We start from the raw sequence: 12,180 nt of genomic DNA, 5'->3' as shown, positions 1-12,180 counted from the left end.
ACGCGTGGCACTCGATCGCGTCGATCAGGCCTTGTTCGACGGCGTGCGCGCCGGCGATCGGCGCGCGCTCGCGAAGGCGATCACGCTGCTCGAATCGACGCGCGCCGACCACCGCTCGCGCGCCGACGAGCTGCTGAACGCGCTGCTGCCGCACACCGGTCATGGCATGCGCCTGGGCATCTCGGGCGTGCCGGGTGTCGGCAAGTCGACCTTCATCGAGGCGCTCGGGCTGGCGCTGATCGCGCAGGGCAAACGCGTCGCGGTGCTGGCGATCGATCCGTCGTCGAGCGTCTCCGGCGGCTCGATCCTCGGCGACAAGACGCGCATGGAGCGCCTCTCGATCGCACCCGAAGCCTACATCCGGCCGAGCCCGGCCTCGGGCACGCTCGGCGGCGTGGCCGAGAAGACGCGCGAGACGATGCTGGTCTGCGAGGCGGCCGGCTACGACGTCGTGATCGTCGAGACCGTCGGCGTGGGCCAGAGCGAGACGGCGGTCGCGAGCATGACCGACATGTTCGTGCTGCTGCAGCTGCCGAACGCCGGCGACGACCTGCAGGCGATCAAGAAGGGCGTGATGGAGCTGGCCGATCTGGTCCTGATCAACAAGGCCGACATCGACCCCGACGCCGCGACCCGCGCCCAGGCCCACATCAGCAGCTCGCTGCGGATGTTCGGCGCGCATGCCGCGCCCGGCCACTGGGTCACGCGCGTGATGCAGCTCAGCGCGCTGAGGGGCCAGGGCGTGGGGGCGTTCTGGGCCGGCGTCGAGGAGTTCCACCGCCTGCGCCGCGCGAGCGGCGAGTTCGAGGCGCGCCGCAGGAAGCAGGCGCTGGCCTGGATGTGGGACATCGTCCACGCGCGGCTGCACGCCGACTTTCGCCATCATGCGGCGGTGCGCGGTGCGCTGCCGCAGACCGTTCGTGACGTGACCGAGGCGCGCACTGCGCCGTCGTCCGCCGCGCGCCAATTGCTCCAACTGTTCGAACGACAGGAACCGAGGTAGACCGACCATGCACGACATCATCCAGCAGCTCGAAGCCAAGCGCGCCCGCGCGCGCCTGGGCGGCGGCGAGAAGCGCATCGCGGCGCAGCACGGCAAGGGCAAACTGACGGCGCGCGAGCGCATCGAGCTGCTGCTCGATACCGACACCTTCGAAGAGTGGGACATGTTCGTCGAGCACCGCAACCACGACTTCGGCATGGCCGACAACCGCCCGCCGGGCGACGGTGTCGTGACCGGCTACGGCATGATCAACGGCCGCCTGGTGTTCGTTTTCAGCCAGGACTTCACGGTGTTCGGCGGCGCGCTCTCCGAAGCGCACGCCGAGAAGATCTGCAAGGTGATGGACCAGGCGATGAAGGTCGGCGCGCCGGTGATCGGGCTGAACGATTCGGGCGGCGCGCGCATCCAGGAAGGCGTCGCGTCGCTGGGCGGCTACGCCGAAGTGTTCCAGCGCAACGTGATGGCCTCGGGCGTCGTGCCGCAGATCAGCATGATCATGGGGCCGTGCGCCGGCGGCGCGGTGTACTCGCCGGCGATGACCGACTTCATCTTCATGGTGAAAGACAGCTCCTACATGTTCGTCACCGGCCCCGAGGTCGTGAAGACCGTGACGCACGAGGAAGTGACGGCCGAAGACCTGGGCGGCGCATCGGCGCACACGACGAAGAGCGGCGTCGCCGACCTCGCGTTCGACAACGACGTCGACGCGCTCGCGATGCTGCGCCGCTTCTTCAACTACCTGCCGCTGAACAACCGGGAGAAGGCGCCCCGGCGGCCGAGCACCGACCCGGCCGAGCGCATCGACCTCTCGCTCGACACGCTGGTGCCCGACAACCCGAACAAGCCGTACGACATGAAGGAGCTGATCGTCAAGACGGTCGACGACGGCGACTTCTTCGAGCTGCAGCCCGACTATGCGAAGAACATCGTGATCGGCTTCGGCCGGATGGACGGCCAGGCCGTCGGCATCGTCGCGAACCAGCCGCTCGTGCTCGCCGGTTGCCTCGACATCAAGAGCAGCATCAAGGCCGCGCGCTTCGTGCGCTTCTGCGATGCGTTCAACATCCCGGTGCTGACCTTCGTCGACGTGCCCGGCTTCATGCCCGGCACCTCGCAGGAGTACGGCGGCATCATCAAGCACGGCGCGAAGCTGCTGTATGCGTATGCCGAGTGCACGGTGCCGAAGATCACCGTGATCACGCGCAAGGCCTACGGCGGCGCCTACGACGTGATGAGCTCGAAGCACCTGCGCGGCGACGTCAACTTCGCGTGGCCCAACGCCGAGATCGCGGTGATGGGGGCGAAGGGCGCGGTCGAGATCATCTTCCGCGAGGAGAAGGGCGATCCCGCCAAGCTCGCGGCCCGTGAGGCCGAGTACAAGGCCAAGTTCGCAAACCCCTTCGTCGCCGGCGCACGCGGCTACATCGACGACGTGATCCAGCCGCACGAGACGCGCAAGCGCATCTGCCGCTCGCTCGTGATGCTGCGCGACAAGAAGGTCGACGACCCGTGGCGCAAGCACGGGAACATTCCGCTGTAGCTCGAAAGTCCTCGATGTTCACAAAAATCCTGATCGCCAATCGCGGCGAGATCGCCTGCCGCGTCATCAAGACCGCGAAGAAGATGGGTATCGCGACCGTCGCGGTCTACTCCGAGGCCGACCGCGACGCGCTGCATGTCGAGCTCGCCGACGAGGCCGTGTTCATCGGCGCGGCGCCGAGCCGCGAGTCCTACCTCGTGATGGACAAGATCATCGAAGCGTGCAAGCAGACCGGCGCGCAGGCGGTGCACCCCGGCTACGGCTTCCTGAGCGAGAACGAGGCGTTCGCGCGCAAGGTCGAGGAAGAGGGCATCGTCTTCATCGGCCCGAAGCACGCGGCGATCGCCGCGATGGGCGACAAGATCGCCTCGAAGAAGCTGGCCGGCGACGCGCAGGTCAACACGATCCCCGGCCACAACGCGGCGATCGACACCGCCGAGCATGCGGTCGAGATCGCGAAGGGCATCGGCTACCCGGTGATGATCAAGGCCTCGGCCGGCGGCGGCGGCAAGGGCTTGCGCGTCGCGTTCGACGACAAGGAGGCCTTCGAGGGCTTCACCTCGTGCCGCAACGAGGCGCGCAACAGCTTCGGCGACGACCGTGTGTTCATCGAGAAGTTCGTCGAGGAGCCGCGCCACATCGAGATCCAGGTGCTCGGCGACGCACACGGGCACTGCGTCTACCTGTGGGAGCGCGAATGCTCGATCCAGCGCCGGCACCAGAAGGTGATCGAGGAGGCGCCGAGCCCGTTCCTCGACGACGCGACGCGCAAGGCGATGGGCGAGCAGGCGGTTGCGCTGGCGAAGGCCGTGAACTATCAGAGTGCTGGCACGGTCGAGTTCGTCGTCGGCAAGGACAAGAGCTTCTACTTCCTCGAGATGAACACGCGGCTGCAGGTCGAGCACCCGGTGACCGAGTGCATCACCGGGCTCGACCTGGTCGAGCAGATGATCCTTGTCGCGGCCGGCGAGCCGCTCGGGTTCACGCAGGAACAGATCGCGCGCAAGGGCTGGGCGATCGAGTGCCGCATCAACGCCGAGGATCCGCTGCGCAGCTTCCTGCCGAGCACCGGGCGCCTGGTCGCTTTCGAGCCGCCGGTGCAGACGATGCAAGCGGCCGCGCCGGTGCCGGCAGACGGCGGCATCCGGGTCGACACCGGCGTCTACGAAGGCGGCGAGATCCCGATGTACTACGACTCGATGATCTGCAAGCTGATCGCGTATGGCCGCGACCGCACGGGAGCGATCGCGAAGATGCGCGACGCGCTCGATGCGTTCGTGATCCAGGGCATCTCGAGCAACATTCCTTTCCAGGCGGCCTTGCTCGCGCACCCGAAGTTCGCTGCCGGCGACTTCAACACCGGCTTCATCGCCGAGCAGTACCCGACGGGCTTCACGCGCGCTTCGGTCGAGCACGACGATCCGAGCTTCCTGCTCGCGCTCGCGGTCGCGACGAACCGCCGCGTGCTCGCGCGCTCGGCCGGGATCAGCGGGCAGCTGCCGGGCCACGAGTTGCAGGTCGGCGAGGCGTTCATCGTCGTGCGCACCGATGCCGACGGCACCCGCCACGAGACGCCGGCCAGCGTCCGGCTCGCGGGTGACGTGTTCGATGTGACGGTCGATGGCCGCGCCTACCCGATCCGCTTCGCCCGGCCGCTGCGCGACACCGCAATGCACGGCGATCTCGCCGGCACGCCGTTCTGCGCGCAGATCGAGCGCCTGATGCTGGCGTACCGCGTGACGCACCACGGCGCGCAGGTCGAGGTGCGCGTGCTGTCGCCGCGCGCGGCGCAGCTCAACGCGCTGATGCCATTCAAGGCGCCGCCGGACCTGTCGAAGTTCCTGCTCTCGCCGATGCCGGGGCTGCTGGTCGACGTGGCCGTCGCGGCCGGACAGGCGGTGCGCGCCGGCGAGAAGCTCGCGGTCATCGAGGCGATGAAGATGGAGAACATCCTGATCGCCGCGCACGACGGCGTGGTCGCCAGCGTGGCGGCGGCGAAAGGCGAGAGCCTCGCGGTCGATCAGGTGATCATGGAATTCGAGTGACGAGGGATCTGCGATGACGACGACACGGCCGTTCAAGGTGCTGGGCATCCAGCAGGTGGCGATCGGCGCGCCCGACAAGGCGAAGCTGCGCACGCTGTGGGTCGAGAAGTTCGGCCTGGCGCTGACCGGCAACTTTCGCTCCGAGCGCGAGAACGTCGACGAGGATATCTGCGCGATCGGCAGCGGCCCGCACAAGGTCGAGGTCGACCTGATGGAGCCGATCGATCCTTCGGCCAAACCGGCGGTGCACGCGACACCGCTGAACCACATCGGCCTGTGGATCGACGACCTGGCCGCCGCGGTCGAGTGGCTCGCTGCGAACGGCGTGCGCTTCGCGCCCGGCGGCATCCGCAAGGGCGCGGCCGGATTCGACATCTGCTTCGTGCACCCGAAGGGCAGCGACGAGTTCCCGGTCGGCGGCGAGGGCGTGCTGATCGAGCTGGTGCAAGCGCCGCCCGAGGTGATCGCGGCGCTCGGCTGAATCGTCATGCCGCGCTGTTCCGCGCGGCGCAAGAGTCAAATGCCGGCGGCGGTGGTTCCGCAGCATGGGCGGGGCGTTCAAGATGCGGGCCTTCACAGCCACGAGCCCTGCACCATGACGACGAACCCGCGACCCGCGCAACCGATCCGCCTGCATCACCATCCGCTGTCAGGCCACGTGCACCGCGTGGAGTTGTTCCTGTCGCTGCTCGGCCTTCCGTGCGAGAGGGTCGCGGTCGACATGACCGGCGGCGAGACACGCAGCCCGGAGTTCCTCGCCCTCAACCCGTTCGGGCAGCTGCCCGTGATCGAGGATGGCGAGGTCACGATCGCCGACAGCAACGCGATCCTGGTCTATCTGGCGCGGCGCTACGACGCGTCGGGTGCCTGGTTGCCGAGCGACGCGATCGGTGCCGCGCGCGTGCAACGCTGGTTCAGCGTCGCGGCCGGGCCGCTGGCTTACGGGCCGGCGAGCGCGCGCGTCGCGGTGCTGTTCGGCCGGCCGCGCGATCCGGCGCCGCTGAAGGCCGCGGCGCGCCTGTTCGGGCTGATGGAGCAGCACCTCGCGCAGCAGCCCTTCCTGGCCGCGGCGACGCCGACGCTCGCCGATGTCTCGCTGTACAGCTATACCGCGCATGCGCCGGAGGGCGGCGTCTCGCTCGATCCCTACCCGAACTTGCGTGCGTGGCTGGCCCGCATCGAGGCCTTGCCGGGCTTCGTCGACATGCTACGCAGCCCGGTGGCCGAGCCGCTCGCGCTGGCTTGATCGGGGCCATCGATGGCTGCGATCTTCCATGCCGGCGAGCTTGCGATGCAGCGCCGCGCCGGTGTCGCCGCGCGCCTGCATGAGATCGGCGACAAGGTGATCCGCGATCACATGCCGGATCAGCACCGCGCGTTCTTCCGGCAGCTGCCGACGCTGGTTGTCGGCAGCGTCGATGCGCAGCGCCGGCCGTGGGCTTCGATGCTGGTCGGCGAGCCGGGCTTCGTCGGCGATCGGGACGCGCGCCATCTGCGTGTCGGCGCATGGCCCGATGCGGGCGATCCGCTGGCGTCGCATCTCGCGATCGGTGCGCCGCTGGGCCTGCTCGGCCTCGAACCGTCGACGCGGCGCCGCAATCGCATGAACGGCCGAGTGGTCGCGATGCCGAACACGGGGCACTTCGAGGTCGAGGTCGACCAGAGCTTCGGCAACTGCCCGCAGTACATCCAGGCGCGCACGCCGCACCGGGTCGACGAGCGCGGGCATGCTGTGCACCCGCTCGGCCCGTCGCTGAACGCGGCGGCGCGTGCGCTGATCGAGGACGCCGACACGCTGTTCATCGCGAGTGCGACGCCGGCGTTGGCGTCGGCGGCCGCAGCACAGGCGGGGCGCAGCGCTGGCGTCGATGTCTCGCATCGCGGCGGCAAGCCAGGCTTCGTGCGCGTCGACCGAGACGATCGCGGCGCGGCCGTGCTGACCTGGCCCGACTTTCGCGGCAACTTCTTCTTCAACACGCTCGGCAACCTGGTCGCCCATCCGCACGCCGGTCTGCTGTTCGTCGACCACGCAAAGGGCGATCTGCTGCAACTCAGCGGCCACGCCGAGGTCATCGCCGAGGGGGCCGAACTGCGTTCCTTTGACGGCGCGCAATACCTCGTCCGATTGCGCGTCGACGCGGCGGTGTGGCGTCCGAAGGCGCTGCCGCTGCGCTGGTCGGCACCCGAGGCGGCGCCCCAGCTGGCTGCGACTGGCGCCTGGGCGCGTTGACCGCGACGGGGATGCCCCGGCGCGGCGGCGCTACAGTCATGGCATGGCGATTCGAGAAATCCTGAAGATGGGCGATCCGCGGCTGCTGCGCATCGCCAAGCCGGTCGAGGCCTTCGGCACGCCGGCGCTGCGCGCGCTGATCGACGACATGTTCGAGACCATGCATGCGGTGCAGGGCGCGGGTCTCGCCGCGCCGCAGATCGGTGTCGACCAGGCGCTGGCGATCTTCGGCTTCCGCCAGAACCAGCGCTACCCGGACGCGCCCGCGGTGCCCGAGACCGTGCTGATCAACCCGACGATCACGCCGCTCGACGACACCGAGGAAGACGGGTGGGAAGGCTGCCTCTCGGTGCCCGGGCTGCGCGGTGTCGTGCCACGCTTCGCGCGCATCCTGTACACCGGCTTCGATGCCGAGGGCCGGCCGATCGAGCGCGAGGCCGAGGGCTTTCATGCGCGCGTGGTGCAGCACGAATGCGATCACCTGATCGGCAAGCTGTACCCGATGCGCGTGCGCGATTTCTCGCGCTTCGGCTACACGAGCGTGCTGTTCCCCGATCTCGATCCCGGCGCCGACGAGTGATCGGCCGCGCGCCCGTGGCGCGATGGATGTCGGCTGTCGCGTGGATGTAAACGGGCGTTTCTCCTACGGGCACCGGGTCGTCCGGATGATCTCCGGCGGCGTTGTGGAAAGGCAGCATGGCGCCACTGGTGCCGCGTTGCAGGGGGCGCGCCGCGCCCCGAACGGAGAAGCGCTGATGATCTCGATGCCAAGACGATTGCTCCTCGGCTTCGGCCGGATGCTGGCCGCGGCCACGGTCGCACTGACTGTCTTGACGCTTGCCGGCCCGGCATTCGCGCAGGCGGGCGATGCCGATCCGCCCGGCCGCGTCGCGCGGCTGTCGGATCTGGAAGGCCAGGTCTGGCTCTACAGCCCGGACGGCGGCGAATGGGTCAGCGCCGCGCGCAACCGGCCGCTGACCAGCGGCGACCGCATCGCCACCGATGCCGGCGCGCGCGCCGAATTGCAGGTCGGCTCGACGACGCTGCGGCTCGATGGCCAGACCGAGCTCGAGGTCGTGCGCCTCGACGACGAGCAGGTCGCGCTGTCTCTGCACGACGGCAGCGCGATGGCCCGCGTACGCGATCTGGCCGGTGCCGGCCAGCTCGAACTCTCGACCGACGAGGGCCGCTTCGTGACGCTGCGCGCCGGCACCTATCGCTTCGACCGCACGAACGGTCGCACCGACCTCAGCGTCTACGCCGGAGAGGCCCGCTACGAAGGGTCGAACAGCGGCATGCCGGTCACGGCCGGCCAGCGCGCCGAGTTCTGGATCGACTCCGGCGGCGTCGCGCAGTACAGCCTGTCGGCGCCGGCGAACGACGCATTCGCCGGATGGAGCAACGACCGCGACCGCCGCGTCGTCGGCACGATTGCGCAGCGCTACGTCTCGCCCGAGATGACCGGCGCCGCCGAGCTCGATGCCTACGGCCGCTGGGAGCAGACACCGGACTACGGCTCGATCTGGATCCCGACCGCGGTCGAGGCCGACTGGGCACCGTACAGCCACGGCCACTGGATCTGGGTCCGCCCGTGGGGCTGGACCTGGGTCGACGACGCACCCTGGGGCTTCGCGCCGTTCCATTACGGCCGCTGGGTCTACCTGCGCAGTCGCTGGTGCTGGACGCCGGGGACGCGCATCGCGCGCCCGGTCTACGCGCCGGCGTTGGTCGCGTGGGTCGGCGGGCCGAGCGCCAGTGTGTCGGTCACGATCGGTGGCGGGCCGGCGGTCGGCTGGTTCCCGCTTGCACCGCGCGAGGTCTACGTGCCGAGCTACCGCGTCAGCCCGGGCTATGCGCGCAACGTCAACATCACCAACGTCACCAACGTCACGGTGATCAACAACACCTTCGCGAACCCGCAGGCGCCGCGCGAATTCGTGAACCGGCGCGCGCCGAGCGCGATCACGGTCGTGCCGTCGAGTGTGCTGGCCGAACGCCGCCCAGTCGCGCCGGCCGCCGCGCAGCTGCGCCAGACGCAGTGGGTGCGCGAGCTCGCGCAACAGCCTCGCACGACCGCGCTCGTCGCGCCGCCGGTGGCCGCGCCGCCCGCACCAGCGCGCAGCCCCGATCCGCGCGCGGCGGTCAAGCCGCCGCCGGGCGCGCGTCCGGACCGCAACGAGGCTGGCCGGGATCGTGATCGCAGGCCGCCCACGCAGCAGCAAGCGCCCGCCGCCACCGCGCAACAGGCGCCACCCACCGCAACGCAAGCTGCGCCGCAACCAACGCCCCAGCCGGCGCCGAATGTGCCGGGACGCGCGGCGGCTCCGCCGCCCAACGCCAACCAGCCTGCGGCGGCCGCCAACCGGCCGCCGCAGGCCGAACCCGGCCAGCACCGGCCTGACGCAGTACCGCCGCCTCCGGGCCGCATGCCGCGCGAGCGCACGGCCCCCGAGAACGCGGCAGGCACCGCGCCGCGCGCGCCAGCCGCCGCGGCACCCGCCGCGCCTGCACCAGCGCCGACGCCGACGCCAGCGCCAACGCAGCGCCCGCTCGCGACGCCGCCGCAGACACAGGAAGAGGGCCCGAACATGCGGGCGCGCCCGATTCAGCGTGGCGAGGAGCGCGAACGGCGCTCGGAGGAACGTCGCCCGGTGCCACCGCCGTCGCGCACCGAAGCGCTGCCGCCAACGGTCGAGGCGCGACCACAGGCCGTGCCGGCGCCGCGCGTCGAGCGCGCGACACCGCCGGCGGCGAGCGAGCGTCCGACCCCGGCGCCAGCGGTCGAGCGTCCGGCACCGACGCCGCCGCCACAGCGCATCGAGCGTCCAGCGCCGCCGCCGCAACAACAGCAGCCGCAGCGCATCGAGCGCCCTGAGCCGCCGCAGCAGCCGCGTGTGGAGCATCCTGTACCAGCGCCGCGTCCGGTCGAGGTGCCCGCGCCGCGGGCGGTCGAGGCACCGCGGCCGGTGGCACCTCCGGTCCACGCGACCCCGCCGCCGCCGCGCGCCGAGCCGCCGCGAGCGCAACGGCCCGAGCCGAAAGGCGAGGAGCCGAAGCGCGGCGACCCGCGCGACCAGCAGAAGTGAGCGGCGCGCGGGCGCGCCGCGATCAGCGTTTGCGCAGCAGCGGTTCGAGCGCCTGCCAGACGTTGTCCAGCATCTGCGGGTGCGCCGCCGCGGTCGGGTGAATGCGGTCGGACTGAAACAGCGCCTCGGCCTGCGGGCCGTCGGCAACGCCCTTCAGCAGAAACGGCACCAGCGCTGCGCCCTCGGCCTTCGCAACGCTGGCGAACAGCGCGGCGAACTGCTCGCCGTACTGGCGGCCGTAGTTCGGCGGCAGCTGCATCCCGACGATCACGACCTTCGCGCCGCCCGCCTTCGCGGCCTTCGCCATCGCCGCGAGGTTGTCGCGCGCAGTCGCCAGCGGCAGGCCGCGCAGCGCGTCGTTCGCGCCGAGTTCGAGCACCACGATGTCGGGGTGCTGCTGGCCGAGCAGGGCAGGCAGCCGCGAGCGGCCGCCCGATGTCGTGTCGCCGCTGATGCTCGCGTTGGCGACCGTCGCGGCCACCTTGTGTTCGGCGAGGCGCGTCTGCAGCAACGCGACCCAGCCGCTGCCGCGCTTCAGGCCATATTCGGCCGAGAGGCTGTCACCGACGACGAGGATGCGCGCGGCGTCTGTCGGGCGCGCCGCACCTTGCGCACAGGCCGGCAGCACCGCGACCGCGAGCGCAAGCGCGGTACAGTGCGCCAGCCATTTCCGCCGAGCGCGGCGAACCCCATCGTCATCCATGTCTGAACCCATCATTGCCGTCGAGCGCGTCACCAAGCAAGTGCAGGACTCCACCGGCACCTTGACCATTCTCCATGAGATCGATTTTTCGCTGCTGCCGCGCCAGTCGGCCGCGATCGTCGGCGCCTCGGGCTCGGGCAAGAGCACCTTGCTGTCGATCATCGCCGGACTCGACACGCCGACCACCGGCACCGTCAAGCTCGCAGGCACCGATCTGTTCACGATCGACGAAGACGCGCGCGCCGCGGTCCGCGCCGCGAAGGTGGGATTCGTGTTCCAGAGTTTCCAGCTGCTCGGCAACCTGAACGCGCTCGAGAACGTGATGCTGCCGCTCGAGCTGCAGGGCCGCAGCGATGCGCGCGCGCTGGCGACCGAGATGCTGCAGCGGGTCGGCCTGGGCGAGCGGCTGCGCCACTACCCGAAGGTGCTGTCGGGCGGCGAACAACAGCGGGTGGCGCTGGCGCGCGCGTTCGTGGTGCGGCCGAGCGTGCTGCTCGCCGACGAGCCGACCGGCAGCCTCGATTTCGCGACCGGCGAAACCGTGATGGAGCTGATGTTTGCGCTGAACCGCGAAGCCGGCACGACGCTGGTGCTGGTCACGCACGACCGCAACATCGCCGCACGCTGCGACCGCCAACTCCACATCGAGGCCGGCCGCGTCGCTGCAACCGCCAACGCGTAGCCGAAAGGCCAGCCCAGAAACCGAGCAAGGGCGCCAGCGGCGCCCTTGTAGCAGTGCGCCTAATTACTGAATTTGTAATCTGTCTTCGCCTTCGCGCGCACCTCGTCGCGATACGCGCCGAGCTTCTGCTGCTCCATGCGCTGCTTCAGCTGCCCCTTGACATCGTCGAAGGGCGGGAACTGCGCCTCGCGCGTGTCGTCGAGGCGGATGATGTGGAAGCCGAACTGCGACTTGACCGGCTCCTGCGTCATCTCGCCCTTCTTCAGCTTGGTCATCGCCTGCGAGAACTCGGGCACGTACGAGCTCGGGGCCGCGAAGTCGAGGTCGCCGCCGTTGGCGCCCGATCCCGGGTCCTTCGAGTTCTTCTTCGCGAGGTCTTCGAAATTCGCGCCACCCTTGATCTGCGCGATCAGCGCCTTCGCCTCGTCTTCCTTCTCGACCAGGATGTGGCGCGCGCGGTACTCGGTGCCGGCCGACTGCGCCTTGAACTTGTCGTACTCGGCCTTGACCTCGGTGTCGCTGACCGGATGGGCCTTCTTGAAGTCGGCGAACAGCGCGTTCGCGAGCACCTGCTGGCGTGCCTGCTCCATCTGGGTCTTGTACTCGGGCGTCGCCGCGAGGCCGCGCTTTTCGGCCTCCTGCGTGAAGATCTCGCCGAGCACCAGCGAGTCGCGCACGCGCTGATCGAGGTCGGGCGGCAGCTGCTGGCCCTGTGCCGTGGCCTGCTCCTGGACCTGCTTGATCAGCGTGTCGGCGCGGGCCTTCGGCACCGGCTTGCCGTTGACGATCGCGATGTTCTGCGCCTGCGCAACCAGCGGCAGCGCGAGGGAGGCGGACAGCAGCAAAGCGGCGCCCGCAGCGAAATAGGTCTTCTTCATGAGCGTGGGGGGA

11 protein-coding genes are annotated in these 12,180 nt (G+C 70.0%); 9 read left to right on the top strand and 2 right to left on the bottom strand.

The genetic code is table 11. From position 1 onward, the window contains the following. Window positions 1–4: 4 nt before the first annotated feature. From meaB to AC1DTW_RS13385, 8 genes are all read left to right on the top strand, one after another. Window positions 5–1,003 (top strand): methylmalonyl Co-A mutase-associated GTPase MeaB, encoded by a 999-nt coding sequence (meaB, locus tag AC1DTW_RS13420; protein WP_477981640.1) that lies wholly within the window; start codon window positions 5–7, stop codon window positions 1,001–1,003. Between the two features lie 7 nt (window positions 1,004–1,010). Next, window positions 1,011–2,543, top strand: coding sequence for an acyl-CoA carboxylase subunit beta (locus tag AC1DTW_RS13415; RefSeq protein WP_477981639.1), 1,533 nt, complete (start codon window positions 1,011–1,013; stop codon window positions 2,541–2,543). A 14-nt stretch (window positions 2,544–2,557) separates the two neighbouring features. Beyond that, a complete protein-coding gene (locus AC1DTW_RS13410; RefSeq protein WP_477981638.1) occupies window positions 2,558–4,588 on the top strand; it encodes an acetyl-CoA carboxylase biotin carboxylase subunit in 2,031 nt (676 codons plus the stop codon). Between the two features lie 13 nt (window positions 4,589–4,601). Next, window positions 4,602–5,069 (top strand): VOC family protein, encoded by a 468-nt coding sequence (locus AC1DTW_RS13405; RefSeq protein ID WP_477981637.1) that lies wholly within the window; start codon window positions 4,602–4,604, stop codon window positions 5,067–5,069. 114 nt (window positions 5,070–5,183) lie between these two features. Next, on the top strand, window positions 5,184–5,834 hold the full coding sequence (locus AC1DTW_RS13400; protein ID WP_477981636.1) for a glutathione S-transferase family protein: 651 nt from the start codon (window positions 5,184–5,186) through the stop codon (window positions 5,832–5,834). A 12-nt stretch (window positions 5,835–5,846) separates the two neighbouring features. After that, window positions 5,847–6,818 carry a flavin-nucleotide-binding protein gene (locus AC1DTW_RS13395; RefSeq protein WP_477981635.1) on the top strand — a complete coding sequence of 324 codons (972 nt, stop codon included), beginning with the start codon at window positions 5,847–5,849 and terminating at the stop codon, window positions 6,816–6,818. A gap of 43 nt (window positions 6,819–6,861) precedes the next feature. Then, window positions 6,862–7,398, top strand: a complete 537-nt coding sequence (gene def, locus AC1DTW_RS13390) for a peptide deformylase (protein WP_477981634.1) — start codon at window positions 6,862–6,864, stop codon at window positions 7,396–7,398. A gap of 184 nt (window positions 7,399–7,582) precedes the next feature. Further along, on the top strand, window positions 7,583–9,904 hold the full coding sequence (locus tag AC1DTW_RS13385; RefSeq protein WP_477981633.1) for a DUF6600 domain-containing protein: 2,322 nt from the start codon (window positions 7,583–7,585) through the stop codon (window positions 9,902–9,904). A 22-nt stretch (window positions 9,905–9,926) separates the two neighbouring features. On the opposite strand, the gene AC1DTW_RS13380 is transcribed toward AC1DTW_RS13385, so the two are convergent. Continuing rightward, window positions 9,927–10,607, bottom strand: coding sequence for an arylesterase (locus AC1DTW_RS13380; protein ID WP_477981632.1), 681 nt, complete (start codon window positions 10,605–10,607; stop codon window positions 9,927–9,929). Here AC1DTW_RS13380 and AC1DTW_RS13375 point away from each other — a divergent pair. Further along, window positions 10,606–11,289, top strand: coding sequence for an ABC transporter ATP-binding protein (locus AC1DTW_RS13375; protein ID WP_477981631.1), 684 nt, complete (start codon window positions 10,606–10,608; stop codon window positions 11,287–11,289). The two genes, AC1DTW_RS13380 and AC1DTW_RS13375, sit on opposite strands and share 2 nt — an antisense overlap. A gap of 59 nt (window positions 11,290–11,348) precedes the next feature. Here the strand turns inward: AC1DTW_RS13375 and AC1DTW_RS13370 are convergent, their stop codons facing one another. After that, window positions 11,349–12,167: a peptidylprolyl isomerase gene (locus AC1DTW_RS13370; RefSeq protein ID WP_477981629.1), complete on the bottom strand. Its 819-nt coding sequence runs from the start codon at window positions 12,165–12,167 to the stop codon at window positions 11,349–11,351. Window positions 12,168–12,180: the final 13 nt, after the last annotated feature.

This window comes from Rhizobacter sp. P5_A1 (assembly GCF_056400745.1).
Note: the sequence above shows the minus strand (reverse complement) of the source record. Positions and strands in the feature narration are given on the sequence as shown.

Excerpts from the sequence above, each read along its gene's own strand:
- AC1DTW_RS13415 (WP_477981639.1), top strand. The coding sequence starts at position 1,011 with ATGCACGACATCATCCAGCAGCTCGAAGCCAAGCGCGCCCGCGCGCGC.
- AC1DTW_RS13410 (WP_477981638.1), top strand. The coding sequence starts at position 2,558 with ATGTTCACAAAAATCCTGATCGCCAATCGCGGCGAGATCGCCTGCCGC.
- AC1DTW_RS13405 (WP_477981637.1), top strand. The coding sequence starts at position 4,602 with ATGACGACGACACGGCCGTTCAAGGTGCTGGGCATCCAGCAGGTGGCG.
- AC1DTW_RS13400 (WP_477981636.1), top strand. The coding sequence starts at position 5,184 with ATGACGACGAACCCGCGACCCGCGCAACCGATCCGCCTGCATCACCAT.
- AC1DTW_RS13395 (WP_477981635.1), top strand. The coding sequence starts at position 5,847 with ATGGCTGCGATCTTCCATGCCGGCGAGCTTGCGATGCAGCGCCGCGCC.
- def (WP_477981634.1), top strand. The coding sequence starts at position 6,862 with ATGGCGATTCGAGAAATCCTGAAGATGGGCGATCCGCGGCTGCTGCGC.
- AC1DTW_RS13385 (WP_477981633.1), top strand. The coding sequence starts at position 7,583 with ATGCCAAGACGATTGCTCCTCGGCTTCGGCCGGATGCTGGCCGCGGCC.
- AC1DTW_RS13375 (WP_477981631.1), top strand. The coding sequence starts at position 10,606 with ATGTCTGAACCCATCATTGCCGTCGAGCGCGTCACCAAGCAAGTGCAG.
- AC1DTW_RS13380 (WP_477981632.1), bottom strand. The coding sequence starts at position 10,607 with ATGGATGACGATGGGGTTCGCCGCGCTCGGCGGAAATGGCTGGCGCAC.
- AC1DTW_RS13370 (WP_477981629.1), bottom strand. The coding sequence starts at position 12,167 with ATGAAGAAGACCTATTTCGCTGCGGGCGCCGCTTTGCTGCTGTCCGCC.